The sequence below is a fragment of the Mesorhizobium sp. WSM4822 genome, from assembly GCF_055811155.1.
On sequence record NZ_JBVVQM010000003.1, the window covers coordinates 242,531 to 264,137 of the forward strand.

20 protein-coding genes are annotated in these 21,607 nt (G+C 64.4%); 5 read left to right on the forward strand and 15 right to left on the reverse strand.

Going from position 1 to position 21,607, the window contains the following annotated elements:
* Positions 1-296 precede the first annotated feature (296 nt).
* The 3 genes from AC0L3E_RS09250 to AC0L3E_RS09260 all read left to right on the forward strand — a co-directional run bounded on the left by AC0L3E_RS09250 (position 297) and on the right by AC0L3E_RS09260 (position 3,873).
* Positions 297-1,178 carry a LysR family transcriptional regulator gene (locus AC0L3E_RS09250; protein ID WP_473604642.1) on the forward strand — a complete coding sequence of 294 codons (882 nt, stop codon included), beginning with the start codon at positions 297-299 and terminating at the stop codon, positions 1,176-1,178.
* Between the two features lie 98 nt (positions 1,179-1,276).
* A complete protein-coding gene (locus AC0L3E_RS09255) occupies positions 1,277-1,720 on the forward strand; it encodes a hypothetical protein (RefSeq protein ID WP_473604643.1) in 444 nt (147 codons plus the stop codon).
* Positions 1,717-3,873, forward strand: coding sequence for a phospholipase D-like domain-containing protein (locus tag AC0L3E_RS09260; protein WP_473604644.1), 2,157 nt, complete (start codon positions 1,717-1,719; stop codon positions 3,871-3,873). The genes AC0L3E_RS09255 and AC0L3E_RS09260 overlap by 4 nt, the downstream gene beginning before the upstream one ends.
* A 437-nt stretch (positions 3,874-4,310) precedes the next feature.
* Here the strand turns inward: AC0L3E_RS09260 and AC0L3E_RS09265 are convergent, their stop codons facing one another.
* The 10 genes from AC0L3E_RS09265 to rsfS all read right to left on the reverse strand — a co-directional run bounded on the left by AC0L3E_RS09265 (position 4,311) and on the right by rsfS (position 13,773).
* Positions 4,311-5,567 (reverse strand): D-amino acid dehydrogenase, encoded by a 1,257-nt coding sequence (locus tag AC0L3E_RS09265; protein WP_473604646.1) that lies wholly within the window; start codon positions 5,565-5,567, stop codon positions 4,311-4,313.
* 119 nt (positions 5,568-5,686) lie between these two features.
* The gene (locus AC0L3E_RS09270; protein ID WP_473604647.1) at positions 5,687-6,229 is read right to left on the reverse strand and encodes a GreA/GreB family elongation factor; all 543 of its coding nucleotides are present in this window, start codon (positions 6,227-6,229) and stop codon (positions 5,687-5,689) included.
* Between the two features lie 14 nt (positions 6,230-6,243).
* On the reverse strand, positions 6,244-6,666 hold the full coding sequence (gene rnk, locus AC0L3E_RS09275; RefSeq protein ID WP_127267089.1) for a nucleoside diphosphate kinase regulator: 423 nt from the start codon (positions 6,664-6,666) through the stop codon (positions 6,244-6,246).
* A 274-nt stretch (positions 6,667-6,940) separates the two neighbouring features.
* Positions 6,941-8,080 carry an alanine racemase gene (alr, locus tag AC0L3E_RS09280; protein WP_473604648.1) on the reverse strand — a complete coding sequence of 380 codons (1,140 nt, stop codon included), beginning with the start codon at positions 8,078-8,080 and terminating at the stop codon, positions 6,941-6,943.
* Between the two features lie 77 nt (positions 8,081-8,157).
* On the reverse strand, positions 8,158-8,679 hold the full coding sequence (locus AC0L3E_RS09285) for an RNA pyrophosphohydrolase (protein ID WP_473604649.1): 522 nt from the start codon (positions 8,677-8,679) through the stop codon (positions 8,158-8,160).
* Between the two features lie 30 nt (positions 8,680-8,709).
* Positions 8,710-9,879, reverse strand: coding sequence for a divergent polysaccharide deacetylase family protein (locus tag AC0L3E_RS09290; protein ID WP_473604650.1), 1,170 nt, complete (start codon positions 9,877-9,879; stop codon positions 8,710-8,712).
* Between the two features lie 212 nt (positions 9,880-10,091).
* Positions 10,092-11,423 carry a S41 family peptidase gene (locus tag AC0L3E_RS09295; RefSeq protein WP_024502881.1) on the reverse strand — a complete coding sequence of 444 codons (1,332 nt, stop codon included), beginning with the start codon at positions 11,421-11,423 and terminating at the stop codon, positions 10,092-10,094.
* On the reverse strand, positions 11,424-12,761 hold the full coding sequence (locus AC0L3E_RS09300; protein ID WP_127267093.1) for a murein hydrolase activator EnvC family protein: 1,338 nt from the start codon (positions 12,759-12,761) through the stop codon (positions 11,424-11,426). It lies immediately after the preceding gene.
* A 124-nt stretch (positions 12,762-12,885) separates the two neighbouring features.
* Positions 12,886-13,368 (reverse strand): 23S rRNA (pseudouridine(1915)-N(3))-methyltransferase RlmH, encoded by a 483-nt coding sequence (gene rlmH / locus AC0L3E_RS09305; protein WP_292655702.1) that lies wholly within the window; start codon positions 13,366-13,368, stop codon positions 12,886-12,888.
* A 27-nt stretch (positions 13,369-13,395) separates the two neighbouring features.
* Positions 13,396-13,773: a ribosome silencing factor gene (gene rsfS / locus AC0L3E_RS09310; RefSeq protein ID WP_013529073.1), complete on the reverse strand. Its 378-nt coding sequence runs from the start codon at positions 13,771-13,773 to the stop codon at positions 13,396-13,398.
* Positions 13,774-14,015: 242 nt separating this feature from the next.
* Here rsfS and AC0L3E_RS09315 point away from each other — a divergent pair, with 242 nt between their 5' ends.
* Positions 14,016-14,867, forward strand: coding sequence for a mechanosensitive ion channel family protein (locus AC0L3E_RS09315; RefSeq protein WP_473604651.1), 852 nt, complete (start codon positions 14,016-14,018; stop codon positions 14,865-14,867).
* Positions 14,868-14,876: 9 nt separating this feature from the next.
* Here AC0L3E_RS09315 and AC0L3E_RS09320 read toward each other — a convergent pair whose 3' ends face one another.
* The 5 genes from AC0L3E_RS09320 to obgE all read right to left on the reverse strand — a co-directional run bounded on the left by AC0L3E_RS09320 (position 14,877) and on the right by obgE (position 20,390).
* On the reverse strand, positions 14,877-16,160 hold the full coding sequence (locus AC0L3E_RS09320) for an MFS transporter (protein WP_256747308.1): 1,284 nt from the start codon (positions 16,158-16,160) through the stop codon (positions 14,877-14,879).
* A 68-nt stretch (positions 16,161-16,228) separates the two neighbouring features.
* Complete coding sequence (locus AC0L3E_RS09325; protein ID WP_127327663.1) at positions 16,229-16,816, reverse strand: nicotinate-nucleotide adenylyltransferase; 588 nt, start codon at positions 16,814-16,816, stop codon at positions 16,229-16,231.
* Positions 16,817-16,888: 72 nt separating this feature from the next.
* Entirely contained in the window at positions 16,889-18,175 is a 1,287-nt protein-coding gene (locus AC0L3E_RS09330; protein ID WP_473604652.1) for a glutamate-5-semialdehyde dehydrogenase, read from the reverse strand.
* A 3-nt stretch (positions 18,176-18,178) separates the two neighbouring features.
* Complete coding sequence (gene proB, locus AC0L3E_RS09335) at positions 18,179-19,354, reverse strand: glutamate 5-kinase (RefSeq protein WP_473604653.1); 1,176 nt, start codon at positions 19,352-19,354, stop codon at positions 18,179-18,181.
* Positions 19,355-19,358: 4 nt separating this feature from the next.
* Entirely contained in the window at positions 19,359-20,390 is a 1,032-nt protein-coding gene (gene obgE / locus AC0L3E_RS09340; protein WP_473604654.1) for a GTPase ObgE, read from the reverse strand.
* A 134-nt stretch (positions 20,391-20,524) separates the two neighbouring features.
* On the opposite strand from obgE, the gene AC0L3E_RS09345 reads away from it, so the two are divergent.
* A complete protein-coding gene (locus AC0L3E_RS09345) occupies positions 20,525-21,394 on the forward strand; it encodes an endonuclease/exonuclease/phosphatase family protein (RefSeq protein ID WP_128307902.1) in 870 nt (289 codons plus the stop codon).
* The last annotated feature ends 213 nt before the right edge of the window (positions 21,395-21,607 follow it).

Genomic DNA, 21,607 nt, shown 5'->3' on the forward strand with positions numbered 1-21,607 from the left:
CGGATAATAGATAACGATTGACGAGCGAGCATCAATTCCCGCAAATGGTGCTATCCCGAGACGACGCCGGAGGATTGACAGGTTGAGTTCCTTCGCGCCCCCCTCTGTCCTGCCGGACATCTCCCCCTCTAGGGGGGAGATTGCGCTGTTGTCTTCGGCTTCGCCAATCCTTGAGGCTGTTAGCGAAGAGCTGTCGGCGAGGCTGCCAATCTCCCCCCTTGAGGGGGAGATGTCCGGCAGGACAGAGGGGGGCGCCACGGAACGCAACGGCGGCGATTGTCACCTGGACCATCCCCATGAACTGGGATGACGTCCGCATCTTCCTTGCCGTGGCGCGTGCCGGCCAGATCCTTGGCGCGGCCAAACGGCTGGAGCTCAACCACGCCACCGTCTCACGCCGCATCGCCGCACTCGAGGAAGCGCTGCGGACAAAGCTGTTTCGCCGCTTGACCACCGGCAGCGAGCTGACGCCCGCCGGCGAGCGTTTTCTCGACATTGCCGAGCGCATGGAGGGCGACATGATCGCCGCGCGCTCGACCATTTCAGGCGAAGGCGACGACGTTTCCGGCACGGTGCGGATTGGCGCGCCCGACGGTTTTGGTGTCGCCTTCCTGGCCAAGCGCCTCGGCGAACTGACCGCCCTGCACCGCGAACTGACGATCCAGCTTGTGCCGGTGCCGCGCTCCTTTTCCTTGTCGCGCCGCGAGGCGGACATCGCCATCACCGTCGAGCGGCCGACAGAAGGCCGGCTGGTGGCGGGAAAGCTGGTCGACTACTCGCTCGGCCTGTTTGCCTCGTGCGCTTATGCTGAAGCGCATGGCTTGCCCAAAACCGCCGCCGAGCTCGGCCAGCACACGCTCATTGGCTACGTACCCGACCTCATCGTCAGTCCCTCGCTCGACTATGCGGGCGAATTCAGCGCCGACTGGCGCACCAGCTTCGCCATCTCCTCCGCACTCGGCCAGGCGGAGGCGGTGCGCTCGGGCGCCGGCATCGGCATCCTGCACACCTTCGTCGCCCGCTCGATGCCTGAATTGGTATCCGTCGACGTGGTCGCGCCGATCCGCCGTGCCTACTGGCTGGTCTATCACGAATCGGTCAGGCCGCTGCGCCGCGTCCAGATCGTCGCCAGCTTCATCACCAAGGTGGTGGAGCGGGAGCGGAGCCTATTTGTTTAGCCGTGCCGCCTTTTCCTTGCCACAAAACCGGCCAGAGTGGCATCAGACGTGCAGCCGCCGCGTAGAGACGATCCCTTAGAAAGCTGGCGCGGATAGACATGCGAGCCGTTCTTGCCATCCTGCCGCTGCTTTTCGTTTCCGCTTGCGCCAATCCGTGGACGAAGGTCCCGGAGGCCGAACTGCCCAAGCCGATCCGCTACGCCATGGCGCGGCCTTCACCTTTCGTCTTCGGCAATTATTGCGGCCCCGGCACCCGCACCGGCGACCTGTCGGCCCGGCCGGCCGACCGACTCGATGCGGCCTGCCAGGTGCATGATGCCTGCTACATCGCCCGCCACAACCATTGCGACTGCGACGGCACCCTGGTCGCCTCGGCGAAAGCGATCCGTGACGACGAGACAGCGCCACGCAAAATGCGCGGCGAGGCCGAACTGTTGATCGCCACCTTCGCCATTCCCGTCTGCAAGGTCTTCCCGCAGGGCTTCATGCCGCCGCGCGATCCCGCGCAATTGAGCGCCCTGAAGGCCGGAGACGCCGGGTGAAGGGTCGCGCATCCATCGCCATCGTTCTGTTCGGGCTGGCTGTCCTTGCCGGCTGTGCCGGCGCTGGCCGCAATGCCTGCGATCTCCTGCAAGGCCAGAGCGCTTGCGCGCGACCCGCTCTCTCCGCCGGGACAGCTGGGCCGCGGATCGCCGCCGCGCAGTTTTTCGGTGACGCCGGCACGAGCGACTATGAAAAACGCTTCCTGGCGCTGCTCGCCCACCACCAGCTTGGCGCCATGGACCGCGCCAACGGCACCGGCCCTTTCGGCCATGACCGCCATGAGATCGCCAACAGCGATTTCCAGGCGACCTACCGGACACTGCAAAAACTGGCCGGACCGGTTGCCGAAACGCATCTGCCGCCGGCCGGCGCCAGCAGCGGCGAGGGCCATTTCGATGGACGCTGGCGGGTGTCGCGGCAGACACTCTACATCGATGCGGCTGCGCGGCCCTCGGCGCCCAGGATCTTCGATTTCTCCGGCCTGCAGGCGCGCAGCGTCGAGATCGTGCTGCGCCAGGCCGGCAAGCAACCGGCCGACATCGAGGGCACTTGCGACGGCACGCTGGCGATCCGTGCCGGCGGCGGTTCACGCACCATCGCCACGGGCACGGCATTCCGCTTTCGCCTGTCCGGCGAGGATGACACGGTCAGCCTGTTTCCAAGTGACGGCCTGAACCGCTGCACGGCAAGGATCCGCTCCCGCCTCGCCCCGGCCGGCGCGCTGCTCACCATCCGGCGCGAAGAGACCGCCGATCCGGCTCTCGCCGCCTTCGACAGTCGCTACGAGCGTTGCCCGACGCCCAACCCCACCGGCCTCGATGCGCTCAGCCGCGCCTTCTATGCCAGCCGCTGGCTGTCGCAGACCTGTGCCTTGCCGATCGGAAAGCCGCGCCTGCTGCGGAAGTCGCGCGATGGCTTCAACGCCAAGGTCGAGGCGTTGATGGGAGCGCCGCTGTCCGACAGCGCCATCGACAAGGGCGACCCGGAGCTGCCGCTCGATTTCTCCAAGGCGCCAAGGCTGAAGCTGATCTATCTGTCGTCGCTGGAGTTCAAGGCCGACTTCTCCGGCCGCATCATCGAACGGCTGATCCGCCACCATGCGGCCCTCGGCACCAAGGTGCGCATCATGGTCACCGACGTGCTGGAGCGCGACAAGGACGACGCCCTGCTGCATCGGCTGGCGGCCGAATTCCCCAATGTCGAATTGCAGGAATATCGCTGGCGGGCGGACCATGGCGCGCCGATCGACGAGCAGATCTCACAACTGCACAAGGTCCATCACGTCAAGATGCTGGCGACGCTTGCCGACGATCCCACGCGCTCGCGCGCCATCATCGGCGGCCGCAACATCCATGACGGCTTCCTCTTCCACCAGCCGATCGATCTGTCGCGCTATCCCGACCTTGAGCAATACGGCAAGACCGACGGGCTCTCACTGAACTACTATTCGAACTGGAGCGACTTCGACATCGAGTTCGCCGATCCGGCCACGGTCGAGACACTCGCCGCGCATCTTTCGACAGTGTGGCTGCGCGACGCCGACACCAATCTGGCGCGCCCCTTCTCCATTCCGGTCCGGTCCGACGGCGCCCGCCCCTCAGGCACGGCGCGGCACTTCATTTCGGTGCCCTACGAGGATGGCCATGCGCTGGAGGATTATTTCGTCGAGCTGGTCGATGCGGCCCAGCACCATATCCAGATCGTCAATCCCTACCTCAACCTGACACCGAAACTTGCCCAGGCTGTTGACCGGGCGCTCGCGCGCGGCGTCAGGATCGACATTGTCGGCCGCATCGATCTCAAGGGCGATATCGGCGGCAAATTCCTCACCGCGCTCAACAAGTTGTTCGTCGAGAAATATGGCGACCGCATCAACATTCGCGAGTTCAAGGCGCCTGACGTGGTGCTGCATTCCAAGATCATGATGATCGACGAAAGGCTGGTCGCCATCTCGTCGGTCAACCTCAACAACCGCAGCTTCTTTCACGACAGTGAGAACGGCATGATGGTGCTCGATCCTGCCTTCTACACCAGGATGAAGCCGATCTATGACGACTATGTCGCCCACTCCAATCCGGTCGCCACCAATGTGACGATCCCATGGGCCTACCGGCTGCTGTTCGACGAGGACTGGGTCCGGCAGGCATTCTGACGGCGATTGTATCTGACCAACCCAAAGTGAAAGCAGGAATATGGTCCTAGCTGGCCGGCGTCTAGCTCGTTCGACGCAGCGAGCGGATAAAGAGCATGAGGGATACGAGAGTGAACGCTGGGTTGCGATTGAAGCCCCACCATCCTCCTGATCGTTCTAGGAGTTCCGCCTCTAGTGGGTCTGTCGGACCGAGCGGGCCGCCTGCGATATGCTCTCCCTCAGGATGAGGCCGCCTTGCGGCCTTAAGTTCTGCAACGCGCGCGCCCAGTTGGTTTAGCCGCGCTCGCAACTCTCTATCAGTGAAGTCTGAACCCATTCATATATCATCGCACTACGCAGGATCGGACGCTAGGCGCTACCCAGCCGTAGGGAAGTGGCTAGCAAGCGCCTCATAAGTAGAAAATAGCGCGCTCTCGCCATTCTGACCAACACATGCCCTACCGAAAATAGCGCTCCTGCGCGAGGTCGCGGACGTCGATATCAGGCACCCGGCTGGAGATGATGTCGGCCAGCACCTTGCCGGAGCCGCAGGCCATGGTCCAGCCGAGCGTGCCGTGGCCGGTGTTGAGATAGAGATTGGAGAGCTCGGTGCGGCCGATCAGCGGCGGACCATCCGGCGTCATCGGTCGCAGCCCGCACCAGAACGTCGCGTCCCGCATCGCGCCGGCGCCCGGAAAGAGATCGCCGACCGAATGTTCCAGCGTGCGCCGCCGTGATTCGTGCAGCCTGAGGTCGAAGCCGGAAATCTCGGCCGTACCGCCAACCCGGATGCGGTCGCCGAGCCGGGTGATCGCCACCTTGTAGGTCTCGTCCATCACCGTCGACACCGGTGCCGCCGCGGCGTCCTTGATCGGCACAGTGATCGAATAACCCTTGACCGGATAGACGGGGATCGGCCGCTTCACCCTGCGCATGAAACCTGCCGAATAACTGCCCAGCGCCATCACATAGGCGTCGGCGGCCTTCCAGCCCTTGCTGGTGCTGAGATTGGCAATGCGGTTGCGGCTGCGGATGACGCGCCAGATCGTCACGTCGTATTCGAACTTGACGCCGCGCGCCACGCAAAGCTCGGCCAGCCTGTCGGTGAACATCTTGCAGTCGCCGGTCTCGTCGTGCGGCAGCCTGAGGCCGCCGACGAACTTTTCACGCACCCCGGCAAGGCCCGGCTCCGCCGCGATGCAGCCGTCCTGGTCGAGGATCTCGTAAGGCACGCCATACTTCTTCAGCACCTCGACATCGCCGCCGGTGCCGTCGAGCTGCTTTTGCGTACGGAACAGCTGCAACGTGCCTTGTGTCCGCTCGTCATAGGCGATGCCGGTCGCTTCGCGCAGCGCCTTCAGCGTGTCGCGGCTGTATTCGGCGAGCGGCACCATGCGCGCCTTGTTGATCGCATAGCGCTCGGCCGTGCAGTTGCGCAGCATCTTGATGAGCCATGTCCACATATGCGGATCGAAGGCCGGCCGCACCACCAGCGGGCCATGCTTCATCAGCAGCCATTTGATCGCCTTCAGCGGAATGCCGGGTCCGGCCCAGGGCGAGGCGTAGCCGGGCGAAATCTCGCCGGCATTGGCGAAGCTGGTTTCCAGCGCCGGGCCTTTCTGGCGGTCGAGAACCGTCACCTCGTGGCCGGCCTCGGCAAGAAAGTACGCCGTGGTCACTCCGATGACGCCGCCGCCCAGCACCATGATCTTCATCGTTCACTCCTTGCCGCCGCACGTCCTTGAGGACGCCTGGACGCGGCCGCATTTCCGATTTGCGCACGATCCCCGGCGAAAATCGATGCCGATTTTCGAGATCATGCAGTGTTGCCTGTTCACGCCGCCGCAGGACCGGGGTCGTCATCCCCTGTCTGCCGCATTCCGGCCCGCTCGCCAAGGGGCCGCCAATCGGCTGCGGCGCTGTAGACGAGAGTGAGCCCATGCGGCCGTCGCGCCTCGGCTTGGGATTTCTCCCTGACGGCACGCCGCGCAGCCTCCGGCTGGTAGAGCACGGTCGCGATCAGGAGCGACTCCCGCCTGCCGTCGGCCTGTTCGATCCATGCAGTCTGGCCCTCGGCCATGCCGAGCATGCAAAGCCCCCGCCTTGTCATGATCGACAGGCTGGAGCCGACCGGACCGCGCACCTCGTTCTGCACCAGGGTCCGGGTCTGGGCAGGGCCGGCATCGACACGAAACACCAGCCTGCTGTTCAGCGTCACGATATCGGGTCCGACCGAATCGATCGCGACGACCTCGGCTTTGGAAAGCTTCTCTTCAAGCATTGGAACAATCGGATCCGCGAAAGCCCGCCAACGCTCCAGCATGATCTCGAGGACGGCGAAGTCCTTCGTCGTCAGCCGGAAATTCGCGCCTGTCATCGCCGTCTCCATGCTCAGGACCCTTCCCGCCCGCAGGCCGGCGCATCGACCGCTTCGATGGTCGCCGACAGTTCCCGGCCGCCACGGCTGCTCCAGCACACTGTCTGCCCGATCGACGCGCCGATAAGCGCCGTCCCCATCGGCGTCAGCACCGAGATCCTGTTTTCACTGATGTCTGCTTCGCCGGGATAGACCAGCGTGATGCGCTGGGTGTGGCCGCCATCGTTGCGGATTGTCACCGTCGAACCCATCCGCACCACGTTGGCCGGCATGGAAGCCGCTGCCGTCACGAAGGCACGGTCCATCTCCGAAAGCAGTTCTTCGGCCGTCTCGGGCACGCGGTCGAGCGACGCCCGCGCCAGGCCCGTCAGCCGGTGGTGGTCGGCATCGCTGACCAGAAGCCGGCTCGGTGGACGCAATCCTGTTGCATGTTGCATGGCAAACCTCATGACTTGGCGCATCCAACAGACGCGCGCCTGCCCCCGCACAAACGGTGGCTTGATGAAAAGCCGGCAGCCGCGAAGCTGTCTGGCTCGGGAATGATGATGTCAGGTAGAAATGCCCCGGTTCGGACGAACGCCAAAAGGCGACCGCGCCGGGGCTACGATCCCGCGATCGGGCAGACCCTGAACAAGGTTCTGATATAAGCTGGGTTGCTCATGCAAGGAGCCTTGCCGACAGGCGTCCGCTTGTCAAGCGCGGCCAAACCGCTCAACTGCCGACATAGCGCCGATGGAAGCGCGGGCCGAGGCTGGTCAGGATCTCGTAGCCGATGGTGCCGGCATGGCCGGCAGCGTCATCGACACTTTGCGAGGGACCGAGCAGTTCGACGAGATCACCCTCGCGCAACCTGCCGGCCGGCAGGGCGGAAATGTCGAGAATGATCGAATCCATCGACACCCGCCCGAGGAAAGGCAGGCGCGTGCCCTCGAACCACGCAGCCGACGCGGCCCGGCGCTGCCAGCCATCCGCGTAGCCGAACGAAATCGTCGCCAGCCTGAGCGGGCCTTGCGCTTGATAGGTGTGGCTATAGCCGACGCCGGCGCCTTTTTCGATGCTGCGCGTCTGTGCCACCTTTGCCTGCAACCGCACCACCGGCAGCATCGGATTGGGCTTTGCCGGCGTCGGATTGATGCCGTAGAGCGCGGCACCGGGGCGGGCGAGATCGTAGTGAAAGCGCTCCCCAAGAAAGATGCCGGAGGAATTGGTCAGCGAGGCCGGTGCCGCCGGCAGCATCTTGCGCAGCTGCTCGAATGCCAATCGCTGCCGCTCATTGGCCGGGTGCTCCGGCTCGTCGGCGCAGGCCAGATGACTCATCACGAACCGGATGTCGATGCCGTCGAAGGCCTGCGGATCGGCGGCAACGCGCTCTACATCCCGGGGCGCCATGCCGAGCCGCGACATGCCGCTGTCGAACTGGATGGCGGCCGGCAGTTTTCGGCCGGCGCGGCGAGCCGACACACGCCAAGCCGCCAGTTGCTCGGGGCTGTTGATGACAGCGCAAACGTCCGCTGCCACGGCGTCCGTCTCGGCACCGGACGGAATGCCGTTCAACACGAAAATGGCAGGGCCCGCACCAAGCGAGCGGCGCAGGGCGACGCCTTCGCCCAGAAGCGCAACGAAGAAGACATCGCAGCCTTCGCGCAGCAGCGCCGCCCCGACCTGGCCGGCGCCAACGCCGTAGCCGTCCGCCTTGAGCACACCAGCGCAGGCAACATCGCCCAACCGCGCCTTCAGCCGCCGGTAGTTTTCACGGATTGCACCGAGATCGATGGTGAGGATGGCCCCAGCCGCCACTTCGCTTGTGGCGGTGGCCTCTTCTGGCAGCGACCTTTTGGGGGCGTCGTCCATGGCGACCCTTCGCGTGGGAGGGGATACATCAATAGGACCGCCGGGCCGGCGCGGCAACCGCGGTTGTTGTATCGCGGCTATCGCACCAGATGCCGGAACGCCGCCACCACATCCTCATAGACATGGCGCTTGAACGGCACGATCAGGTCGGGAAGATCCTGCATGGGCCGCCATGCCCATTTGTCGAATTCGGCGGTGTGGCCACCCGGCGGCGGATTGATCTGGATCTCGCTGACATCGCCATGGAAGCGAAAGGCGAACCATTTCTGCGTCTGGCCGCGATACCGGCCCTTGAAGGCGATGCCGACGAGATGGTCCGGCAAATCATAGTTGATCCAGTCCGGCGCCTCGGCCAGCAGCGAGACGCCCCGCATGCCGGTCTCCTCATAGAGCTCGCGCTCGGCCGCCTGCAGGGGCTCCTCGCCCTCGTCGATGCCGCCCTGCGGCATCTGCCAGAGCTGCGCCGTGCCGGCAAATTCGCTGTCCGGTTCGGCAATCCGGTGCCCGACCCAGACAAGGCCCTCGGCATTGAGGATCATCAGCCCGACACATGGACGGTAAGGCAGCGTTTCGCGGTCGATCTTGTTCGTCTTTGGCATCAGTCAGTCTTTCCAGCCGTCTTACGATGGCTAGCCTTTTTGCGGATCTATAGCCACCGCTGAAATCGGCACGATCTCTATGCCGCGCTTCTTGGCCTCGACCACCCAGGACGACACGGTATCGACCGTCAGGTCGAAGGCCGAACCGATGCCGACGGCAGTGCCTTTGGCCCGCGCGGTCGCCTCCAGGCTGTCGAGCTTCTTCAGGATTTCGCCGCGATCCTGCACGGCATCGATCGCCATGTCGCCGGCGACGAAGGGCACGCCGTCCTTCAGCGCCAGGTCCGGCGCCAGGCTGCGCGCCGACGAGCCGTCATCGATATAGGCAAGGCCGCGTTTGCCGAGCTCGGCGATGAACGGCTCCATCGCCGCCGCATCGGCGGAAAAGCGGGCGCCCATATAGTTCATGACGCCGGTATAGTTGGTCGTCCGCGACAGCGCCCAGTGCAAGCTCTTCAGGTTCTCATCCGCGCTCGCCGCCACCGTCAGCGTGTTGCGGCCCGGATTTACCTTCGGATAATCGAACGGTTCGAGCGGCACCTGCATGACGATCTCGTGGCCACTCTGCCTGGCTGCCTGCATCCACCGGCCGATGCTGTTGCCTTGCGGCGCGAAAGCCAGCGTCACCTCCGCCGGCAGCTTGGCGATGGCCGCCTGGGTGCCGGTCTGCGAAACCGAAAGCCCGCCGATGACGATCGCCACCCGTGCGCCGCGCCCGCCCGACCAGGGCCGCGCATAGACGTCGAACGGCCGCCTGCCATCCGTGGCGCGCACCGGCAACGGCCCGGTCACGCTGGTCTCGATCAGCGCCTTGTCTGGAATATGCGCGATCTTCAGGTTCTGGCCGATGGTCGACGGATCGCGAATGACGATCGCTGCCTTGGGCGGCCCATCGCCCTCCTCCGTCTGCACATGGATGATCTGCGGCCCGCCTGATTTGACCGGCGCCTCCGGCTTCGGGGTCGATGCGGGCGGCGCAGGGGCAGGCTCGGCCGCCGCGGTCACTTTCGGCGTTGAAACGGCAACCTCTTGCGGCTTTCTAAACGGCTTTTCCCTGAGCGCGATCGCGCCGGAGACGCCGGCCACCGCCAGCACGGCCACTGTCGCCATGATCGCACTGCCGCTGATCTTGCCGGCGGCGCGCGGCGACCGGACTGCCTGTCCGAGCGGGCGTTCGATGTCCTTGCCGATATCAGCCAAGCCTAATCCCCGGGCACATGGCTCCGAAGACGAAGCCGCTTCGAAAAGACATGCGCGAATTCATCAATCCCGGCGCACCCCGCGCCATGTCTCGGGAGCTTTGCCTCGCCCCCCGAATCAAACTGCCGGAACCTCTCGGTCCCGGCAGCATCGCATTGCTTCCATCTGGCTCAAACAGAAAGATGGGGCGGCGCGTGCGCCGCTCCAGATCCTTACTGGTTGAGAACCGCCTTTTGCGGATTGGGCGGGAAGGACGGATCGGTCTTCTGGCCACGCAGCAGCTGCTCGGCATAGATGAGCTGCAGATCGTCTTTCGGATCCGGCGGCACATAGGCCGCCGAGCCCGAACCCGTCGTGCTCTCGTCGGCGCCCTTGATATGGCCCTTGAGATCGGATTCGCCACGTGTCAGATCCCTGCCCTGCAGTTCCGGCGGCAGTGGCTGTTCGACCTTGATGTCCGGCGTGATGCCCTTGCCCTGGATCGACTTGCCGGACGGCGTGTAATAGAGCGCCGTCGTCAGCCGCAGCGCACCATTCTCGCCGAGCGGAATGATGGTCTGCACCGAACCCTTGCCGAAGGACTGCGTGCCGACCACCGTGACACGGCGCAGGTCCTGCAGCGCGCCGGCGACGATTTCCGACGCACTGGCCGAACCGCCATTGACCAGGACGATCATCGGCTTGCCGTTGATGTCGTCGACCTGCTTGGGCTTGGCGTCGAAGCGGGTGACGTCCTTGGGGTCGCGGCCGCGCGTCGAGACGATCTCGCCGCGGTTGAGGAAGGCATCGGACACGCTCACCGCCTGGTCGAGCAGGCCACCTGGATTGAGGCGGAGATCCAGAACGTAGCCCTTCAGCTTGTCGTCGGGAATCTGCTTCTTGATGGTGTCGATGGCGTTCTCGAGGTCGTCATAGGTCTTTTCGGTGAAGGAGGTGATCTTCATATAGCCGATGTCGTTCTCGACCCGGAACTTGACCGCCTTGACCTTGATGATGTCGCGCACGACCGTCAGTTCGATCGGCTTGTCGGCGCCCTGGCGCAGGATGGTCAGCTTGATCGGCGTGTTGACCAGGCCGCGCATCTTGTCGACCGCATCGTTGAGGGTCAGACCGCGAACCTCTTCGCCGTCGATCTTGGCGATGTAGTCGCCGGCCAGCACGCCTGCCTTGGCGGCCGGCGTGTCGTCGATCGGCGTGATCACCTTGACCAGATCGTTCTCCATGGTGACCTCGATGCCGAGGCCGCCGAACTCGCCCTTGGTCTGGACGCGCATATCCTGCGCCTGCTCGGCATTCATATAGGAGGAGTGCGGGTCAAGCGAGGCCAGCATGCCGTTGATGGCATTCTCGACCAGCGACTTGTCGTCGGGCGGTGTCACATACTGTGCCCGCACCCGCTCGAAGATATCGCCGAAGATCGCCAGTTGCTTGTAGGTCTCCGACCCTGCAGCGTTCGCCGCCGAGCCGGGCGCGCCATAGACCAGGCTCATGGCGGACGCGCCCATCAGCGCACCGGCAAACAGAAGCGACAGTTTCCGCATTATTCACGTCCTTCCAGAAAAACGGTCCGCCCACCATGGGGCCGGATCGACGGGTTTTCCATCCTTGCGGAACTCGACATAGAGTTCCGGCGTGGCATTTCCATTCTTCGAAACCGAGGTGCTCGCCACCCGGGCCTCTCCCATCGCACCGATCGGCTCTCCTGCAAGCACTGATTGACCGGTCGCGACGCTGATTCTGCTCATCCCCGCCAAAACGACATGATAGCCGTCGCCTGCGTTCAGGATCAAGAGTTGACCATAAGAGCGAAACGGCCCCGCATAAAGCACATTTCCATCCGCCGGCGCGGTAACGATGGCTCCCGATTGTGTCGCAACCATGTCGCCAAGCATCACCGCGCCGTTACCGTCATCGGCGCCGAATCGCCGCTTGATACGGCCGGTCACCGGCAGCGCGATCTGTCCCTGAAGGGCCGAAAAGGGCACCGCGGCGGCAAGTTGGTTGCTTTCCGGAACGGGCAGCGACGCCAGTTCCGCCGGCGCCGATGTGTTGTCGCCGCTTGCCGTCTTCTGCTCGGCGGCCTTGGCAGCATCGGCAGCCTTGCGGCTCTTGTCGGCCTGCGCTTCGAGCGACGCGATCAACTCCTTCAGGCTGCCGGCCTTGGCCGCCAGCGCTTCGGATCGCTGCTTTTCGGCGGCCATTTGCGTCTGCGTGTCGGCTTCGAGCTTCTGCTTGGCCTCCAGCAGCATGCCGAGCCGCTTCTTTTCCGCCGTCTGGTCGCCGACCGCCGCCGTCAGCCGCGCCCGTTCGGCCTCGATCGACGCCGTGATCCTGGTCTGTTCCTTGAGATCGGCAAGCAGGCTATCGGTCTGCTGGCGCAGTTCCGGCACCACCGCGCCGAGCAGGATGGCGCTGCGCACCGACGACAGCGCGTCCTCGGGCTTGACCAGGATCGCCGGCGGCGGGTTGAGGCCCATGCGCTGCAGCGCGCCCAGCACTTCGGCCAGAACGTCGCGCCGCGCCATCAGCGAGGCGCGGATCTTCTGTTCCTGGCCCTTCAGTCCTTCCAGCCGGGCGCCGATGTCCTCGATGTCCTGGCCGAGCTTCTGCTCGGTCATCGCCGACTGGATCAATGCGGCGGTGATCGAGGCGTGATCCTTCTTGATCGTCGCGATATCGGCGGAGAGTTTGGCCAATCGTTCCGACGACAGCGTGATCTCCTTCGAGACCCGTTCATATTCGGCCCGGCTCTGATCCGGATCGGGAGCCATGTCGAGCGTGTTTTCCGCCCGCCCCGCATGCAGCGACAGCACAAGCACCGCCACCGCGATGCCGCAGCGCGCGCGCCAGGAGCCCGTTCTTGATTTTCTGTCTTCAGACATTGAAGCCCGACTCTATGCGTGGCTTCGTTAACGAACAATCAACCATGTTCGAAACCGCCCACTCGATGCAATCTTGCCTCGGCATTGGGGCGGAAATCCGGGTGTACTGCACCAATTCACCGGTTTACGAGCGATGATAAGGATGTCCCGAAAGGATGGTGGCCACCCGATAAAGCTGCTCTCCCAGCATCACGCGCACCAGTTGATGCGGCCATGTCAACAATCCGAACGACATCACCAGTTCGGCCTGGTCGCGCAGCGACTGGTCGTGACCGTCGGCGCCGCCGATGGCGATGACCAGTCCCTTGCGGCCACCGTCACGCAACAGGCCGAGGCGCCCGGCGAAATCTTCCGAAGAAAAGCTTTTGCCGCGTTCGTCCAGCAGGATCAAAGCGGTGCCGGGCTGCAACTGCGTCTGCAGTTTTTGGCCTTCCTCACGCCGGCGCTCGTTGGCGGTCTGGCTGCGCCCCTCGGCAATCTCGGCAATGCCGCCAAATTCAAGCCCCACGGCCGGGCCGCTCTTGGCGAAGCGCTCGAAATAGCGGTCGGCAAGCAGCTTTTCGGGGCCGGCTTTCATCCGGCCCACGGCATGAACTGATATCTTCATCCTCGCCTTGTAAGCCGCGCGAACGACTTAGTGGAGCGTTTCTTCCTCGAGGTCCGGCGCCTGCCACATCTTTTCGAGATTGTAGAATTCGCGGACTTCGGGGCGGAAGACATGGACGATGATGTCGCCAGAATCGATCAGGACCCAGTCGGCGCCGGACAGCCCCTCAACGCGCGCGGTGCCGAGACCGGCATCCTTGATCGCTTTGAGAAGATGATCGGCGACAGCCGCGACATGACGGTGCGATCGGCCCGAAGCGACGACCATGTAGTCGCCGAGGCTCGATTTCCCCTGGATGTCGATGGAGACAATGTTTTCGGCCTTGGAGTCTTCCAGACTGGCAAGGACTGTCTTGATGGCGCGGGACACGGCGTCGTCTACGCTGATCCTGGCCGGCGAAGGCATGATATCGGCCTTCTTCCGCAGTGCTGTTCTCAGTGTATTTCCTTTCGCAGCAAGAACAACCAAATCACCCCTTGAAGCAGGTGACACCACTTAGATAGGCAGAGTTCCCTGACAGTTTCAAGACGGGACCCTGCCTCGCACGAACGTATTGTCGCTCTTGTGGTTCCGCTGCACGCCGGAAAAGATCGGAACCCTCACCGCCCGCATGGGTTATCGGCTCACCGACCAACCGGATTCCCCCCATGCCGATCGACCCGCAAAACGCCTTTCTCAGTGTCCAGGCTGGCCTCGCCCAACTGAGCACGCTGATTGTTTCGTACTCCTTCTCGGCCATCGGTGCCGTCATCCTCTTGATTGTCGGCTACATCGTCGCCGGTCTTGCCGAACGTTCGATCTTCGCCGGTCTCGGCCATATCCATGGTTTCGATGCGACGTTGCGGCATTTCTTCTCCAAGATCGTCCGCTACGCCATCCTGATCCTCGTCACCATCATGGTGCTCGGCCAGTTCGGCGTGCAGACGGCCTCGATCATTGCCGCGATCGGTGCCATTGGCCTCGCCATCGGCCTGGCGCTGCAAGGCACGCTGCAGAACATCGCCGCCGGCATCATGCTTCTGGCGCTGCGGCCGTTCCGCATCGGCGAATCCGTCGAGGTCGGTTCGATCGCCGGCACGATCGAGGAAATCGGTCTGTTCGCGACCAAGCTCAGGACCGCCGACGGCGTCTACATCCTGGCGCCCAACTCGACGTTGTGGAACCAGCCGGTGCGCAACTTCTCGCGCAACGGCGTGCGCCGCGGCGACATCACGCTCAGCATCGGCTCCTGGAACGACATCGACAGGGCGCAGAAAACCTTGCTTGCCATTGCCGCGGCCGAGCGGAGGATCAAGCGTGAGCCGGCGCCGATCGCTTTCGTCTCGACATTGGGTGACAGCACTGTTTCGATTGCCTTGCGCTATTGGACATCGTCGGCGGACTTCTTCGCCACCCAGACCGATCTCACCAAGCGCGCCAAACAGGAATTCGATAGCGAAGGCATATCGATCCCGCTGCCGCCGCCGGAAGCGCCCCAACCCGAAGCCCGCCGGCAATAATCGGTTGGCTCAGTGCCGGCCCTCATCGTCCGGTGCGAAGGCAAGTTCGACCGGCAAAGGCGCCTGCGCCGTCATCGGTGCGAAACTGCCGGTTTCACCGACCGGGACCGCACGCGTCGTGAACACACGCAAAAGCACGAACAGGCAGAAGGCTGCGGCGATGAGAACAGCCACATAGATGAAAGCCTGCGTTCCAAAGACGGCCGAAAGCGCCGTCACGATGCCGGGCACGACGAAACCCGACAGCGACCAGGCAAACAGAAGCGAACTGGACAGCGCCACCATGTCGTCCTTGCCGGCGCGGTCGGCGGCATGTGCGCTGGCCAGCGAATAGATCGATTCCGAGGCGCCGTCCCACACGATATAGATCACAACCAACGCGGCCAACGCGCCGCCATCGAACCCGAGGGCAAACAGGCCGGCAACCATGGCGAGCGCGGATGCGGCGATCAGCACATAGCGGCGGTCGGTTCGGTCGGAAATCCAGCCAAGCGGGATCTGCAGGATCAGCGTGCCGAGAGGCATCGCCGAAAGCAGCAGCGCCACATCGGCCTGGCTGTAGCCCTTGGCCGTGGCGTGGATCGGCGCGAAGCCCGCAATCGACATTGACAGGCCGCCGACCGCAAGCATGCCGGCGACGCCGACCGGTGAAACCCGCCAGGCGCGGCGCAGCGCCACCGAGGCCGCCTGCGGTGCCGGCGGCTGGGCAAGTCGGGTCATCCCGACGGGAAGGATCGATAGCGCCGTGAAGGCGATGCCGATCAGCGGCGCATCCGCTGTCCTGATATCGACCAGCGCCAGCGTCGCGTAGCCGACGCCAAGCCCGGCGACATAGGCAACGTAGAAGAAAGCCATGACCCGGCCACGGATGGCGTTGGCAACGGCGTCGTTGAGCCAGCTCTGCGCGACGATGAACAGGCCGCAGATGGCAAAGCCGTAGAGCGCGCGGGCGGCTATCCACAGCAGCGGATGGACCCCGGCGCCGACAGCGGCGTTGGCCAGTGCGATCAGCGCCGACAACACCATGAAGGCACGGGCATGGCCGACCCTTCGCACCAGCGGTCCGGTCAGGATGCAGCCCGCCAGCCCACCGGCCGAAAGTCCGGTGATGATAAGTCCGGCCCAGGTCGGATCGAAACCCTCGGCGCCGAGCCGAACCGGGATATAGGCAAACATCAGCCCGTTGCCGACGGCTATCAGTGCCATCGACACGATGACGCTGGCAATCGCGATCAGCGGTGTGGGCTCGGCGCCCTGCTCGGCTTCGCTGCGGGTTTTCCTGGGAATCGACATGCCTGCTCAGGATTGCCCATGAAACGGGCAAAGGGAGCGATAAAAGCGACATGGGCGGGCGGTCGGGCTCACCCCTTCGCCAGCTTGCGGATCGCGCTCGACGACAGCGACGAGCGCGGGCCGTGGATGAAGGTCCAGGCCGGTGCCTTCATGCGGGCAAGCCGCGGCGCATCGCCCTCGTCGATGCGGGCATAGTCGAAGGTCTTGGCGACGACGGAGGACAGGAACGACAGCGTCGCGCCCGGGCGGTCGATGACGGCGATCGGGAAGGTCATAACGATCTCGCGCCAGCGCTGCCAGCGGTGGAAATCGCGCAAACTATCCGCCCCCATGATCCAGACGTAGTCGACGCCGGGATTGCGCGCCTTGACCAGCGCCAGCGTGTCGGCGGTGTAGCGGACGTGATGGGCGGCTTCGAAGGCGGTGACCTTGATCTTCGGGTTCTTGGCGATCTGCTCCGACAGCTGCAGCCGTTCGCCGAGCGGCGCCAGTTCCCTGGTGTTCTTCAGCGGATTGCCCGGCGTGACCATCCACCACAATTGGTCGAGCGCCAGGCGTCTGAGCGCGATCTCGGCGACCAGCGCATGGCCGGCATGCGGCGGATTGAACGAGCCGCCGAACAGGCCGACGGCGAGGCCTTTCTCGGCATGCGGCATCTTCAGGTAACGGGAGGGTACCGCCGGTTCGGAAGATGCCAGCATTGCCTCAGGCTCTGACAACGAAAAGATTCAAGGCCTCACCTGTCCCGACCCGCGAACGCGGTATTTGAACGAGGTCAGTTGCTCGACGCCGACGGGTCCGCGCGCATGCATCTTGCCGGTGGCTATGCCGATCTCAGCGCCCATGCCGAACTCACCGCCATCGGCGAACTGCGTCGATGCGTTGTGCAGCAGGATCGCCGAATCGATCTCGTTGAAGAATCTTTCGACGGTTTGCGCGTCCTCGGCGACGATCGCCTCGGTGTGATGCGAGGAAAACGTCTCGATATGCTCGATGGCACCGGCAACGCCGTCGACCAGCTTCACCGCGATGATGGCGTCGAGATATTCGGTCACCCAGTCGGCATCGATCGCCGGCTTGGCATCGAAAAACACTTTCAGCACGTCGGCATCGGCATGGATTTCGCAACCGGCGGCGCGCAGTGCGTCGAGGATCGGCACCAGATGGGTGGAGGCGACCGCCTGGTCGACCAGCAGCGTCTCGGCGGCACCGCAGACGCCGGTGCGCCGCATCTTGGCGTTGACGGCTATCCGCACCGCCATGTCGAGATCGGCCGAGCGGTCGATGTAGAGATGGCAGATGCCTTCGAGATGCGCGAAAACCGGCACCCGTGCCTCAGCCTGCACGCGCCCGACGAGGCTTTTGCCGCCGCGCGGGATGATGACATCCAGCGTGCCGCCGAGGCCCTTCAGCATCTCGCCAACGGCGGCGCGATCGGTGGTCGGCACCAGCTGGATGGCGTCTTCCGGCAGGCCGGCTTCCTTCAGCCCTTCGACCAGGCAGGCATGGATGGCGGCCGACGAATTGAGCGAATCCGAGCCGCCACGCAGGATCACCGGATTGCCTGCCTTGAGGCACAGCGCGCCGGCATCCGCCGTGACGTTCGGACGGCTCTCATAGATGACGCCGACGACGCCGAGCGGCGTGCGCACACGCTCGATATGCAGGTCGTTCGGCCTGTCCCATTGCGCCATCACATCGCCGACCGGATCGCGCAGCGCGGCGATTTCCCTGATGCCGTCGGCCATGGCGCGAATGCGCGCCGGATCGAGCTTCAGCCGATCCATGAAGGAGGCGGAAAGCCCGGATTCCTGGCCGTTCGAGACATCGATGGCGTTGGCGTCGAGAATGTCCTGCTCCCGAGCGACGATCGCCTCTGCCATGGCGAGGAGTGCGGCGTTCTTGGCGGCGGTCGTGGCAATGGCCAGCGGTCGGGCGGCAGCGCGGGCACGACGGCCGATATCGGCCATCGTTGCTACGGTGTCATCCCCGGATTTTTCATGCAGTTTCAGCATGGCTCATCCTCCGCTGGTTACCTGGTCACTGGCCAGTACTTGGTCGCCGGCCCGTACTTGGTCACCCGAATGGCTCACCACAAGGTCGTCGCGGTGGATCATCGCCGAACGCGCCTCGTAGCCGAGCACGGTTTCGATCTCGGTCGTCTTCAGGCCCGCGATCCTTACGGCATCGGCTGCATCGTAGGCAACCAGCCCGCGCGCGATCTCGCGGCCCTCGGGCGACAGGATCGCCACCGTGTCGCCGCGCGAGAAATTGCCGCTGACCAGCTTGACGCCGGCCGGCAGCAACGACTTGCCCGACAGCAGCGCACCGATGGCGCCGGCATCGACCGTAAGCCGGCCGGCCGGTTCGAGCTGGCCGGCGATCCAGGTCTTGTAGCCCTTGACCGGGTTGCTGCTCGGCCGAAAGAAAGTAGCGCGCTCGCCGCGTTCGATCGCCATCAGCGGCGACAACCGCGTGCCCGACGTGATGATCATCGCGGTGCCGGCGGCGGTGGCGATCTTGCCGGCATCGAGCTTCGTGCGCATGCCGCCGCGCGACAGCTCGGAAGCGGCCGCACCCGCCATCGCCTCGATATCGGGCGTGATGCGGTCGACCACCGGAATGAATTTGGCCTGGGGGTCACGCGCCGGCGGCGCCGTATAGAGGCCATCGATGTCGGAGAGCAGTACCAGGAGGTCGGCGCCCATCATGGTGGCGACGCGAGCCGCCAGCCGGTCATTGTCGCCATAGCGGATTTCGGACGTCGCCACCGTGTCGTTTTCGTTGATGACCGGCACCGCCTTCATCTTGAGCAGCGTCGAGATCGTTGCCCGCGCATTGAGATAGCGGCGGCGCTCCTCGGTGTCGCCGAGCGTCAGCAGGACCTGGCCCGATTTCAGGCTGCCCTTGCCGAGCGCATCCGACCACGCGCCGGCCAATGCGATCTGCCCGACGGCTGCCGCGGCCTGGCTCTCTTCGAGCTTCAAGGCGCGCTTGCCGAGACCAAGGATCGTGCGGCCAAGCGCGATGGCGCCGGACGAGACGACAAGGATTTCAGCGCCGCCCTTGGCCAGCGCCGCAATGTCGTCGGCGAGCGAGGCCAGCCAGTCGCGCTTCAGGCCTGTCGCGCGGTCGACGAGCAGCGCCGAGCCGATCTTGACGGTGATGCGCCGATATTTTCCCAGCGACTGCATCGTCCTACTTTTCCCAGCGCGTCTCGACTGGCGCAGCGATCTGCGCACGCGCCTCGGCCACCACCGACATCAGCGCCCGCAGCACCGCCTCGACACCCTCGCCGGTGACGGCCGACAACAGCATCGGCGCGCGGCCGGCGGCGCGCTTCAGCGAGGCGACTTTCTTCTTGCGCGCATCGGCGTCGAGCGTGTCGACCTGGGAAAGTGCCACGATCTCGACCTTGTCGGTCAGGCCGTTGCCATAGGCCTCGAGCTCCGCGCGGACGGTCTTGTAGGCTTTGCCCGGATTTTCCTCCTGCGCCGAAACCAGATGCAACAGCACACGCGTGCGCTCGACATGGCCAAGGAAGCGGTCGCCGATGCCGACGCCCTCATGCGCGCCTTCGATGAGGCCCGGAATATCGGCGATGACGAATTCGCGCGCGTCGATGCGGGCAACGCCGAGGCCGGGATGCAGCGTCGTGAACGGATAGTCGGCGATCTTCGGCTTGGCTGCGGTGACCGCCGCCAGGAATGTCGACTTGCCGGCATTGGGCAGCCCGACCAGCCCGGCATCGGCGATCAGCTTCAGCCGCAGCCAGATGTTGAGCTCCTGCCCCGGCAGGCCGGGATTGGCGCGGCGCGGCGCCTGGTTGGTCGAGGTCTTGAAATGCTGGTTGCCGAAACCGCCATTTCCGCCCTTGGCCAGCAGAAAGCGCTGACCGACCACGGTCAGATCGCAGATCAGCGTCTCGTTGTCCTCTTCGAACACCTGCGTTCCTGCCGGCACCTTCAGCGTGACATCGGCGCCCTTGGCACCGGTCATGTTGCGGCCCATGCCGTGGACGCCGGTCCTGGCCTTGAAATGCTGCTGGTAGCGGTAGTCTATCAGCGTGTTCAACCCGTCGACGGCCTCCAGCCAGACATCGCCGCCACGGCCGCCATCACCGCCGTCCGGCCCGCCGAACTCGATGAACTTTTCGCGCCGGAACGACACCGAACCAGCGCCACCGTCACCGGAGCGGATGTAGACCTTGGCTTGATCGAGAAATTTCATGGGATTGTACAGTTTCTACTAGTGGCCTTGCGGCATTGCTCTAAACCTTGGCCCTTGCTCTAAACCAAGGCGCGGCGAAGGGCGAGGCCGTTTTGTGACAATGGCCGCGCGGGATCGGCCGGAGAGATGCCGGAATGAAGCTTGTAACCTACAACATCCAGTACGGCATCGGCCTCGACGGGCAGTACGATGTCGGACGCATCGCTGATGCTGTTCGCGGCGCCGATGTGATCGCTCTGCAGGAAGTGACCCGCAACAATCCCAGGAACGGCGGCCGCGACATGGTCGCCGAGATCGGCGAGGCGCTGCCCGACTACTTCGCCGTCTATGGCAGCAATTTCGAGGCCAATATCGGTTCGCACATCGACAATGGCCGCGCCATCACGAAAACCTTCCAGCTCGGCAACATGGTGCTGTCGAAAACGCCTATTCATCTGTCGCGCAACCTGCTTTTGCCGCGCAGCCGCAGCTTCGAGATGATGAACTTCCAGCGTGGCGCGCTGGAAGCGCTGATCGAGACGCCGCTTGGTTTCATCCGCTTCTATTCCATCCATCTCGATCACCGCAGCCCCGTCGAGCGCGCCAGCCAGATCCAGTTCTTGCGCCAACGCATGCTGAACTACGCCCTCGAAGGCGGCGCGCTGTCCGGGGTCGCCGAGATCGGCCTGCCGGAACTGCCGCATCCCGAAGCCTTTGTCGGCATGGGCGATTTCAACATGCTGGCCGGCTCGCCCGAATATGTCGAACTCGCCGGCCGGCCGGACCACGAATTCGGCATGCCGCTGACCGCCGACTTCGCCGTCGATGCCGCCTTGCGCCTGAACGCCACCGGCGACGATCTCATCAGCTGGGTCGATCCCAAGCAACCCACCGATCCCAGCCGCCACAAGCGCATCGACTACATCTTCACCAGCGCGTCGCTCGCCAAATCCCTGCAGCGCCTGTGGGTCGACCGGAAAGCGGACGGTTCGGACCATCTGCCGGTGTGGGTCGAACTGGGCTGAGCCTCAAGTCCCGACGCAATCGCGTATGAGAAAGGCCCCTCATCCGTCCGCTACGCGGCCATCTTCTCCCCGATGGGGAGAAGATGCTGACGTCAACGCGGGCGACCTCCTCTCCCCTCGGGGAGAGGTGGGGTTTGCCCCCAAAAACTGGGGGAATATGGTGGGGTTGCGGGGGTGGGGGGGGGGGAAATTGCTGCCGACGGAGCGGCTCAA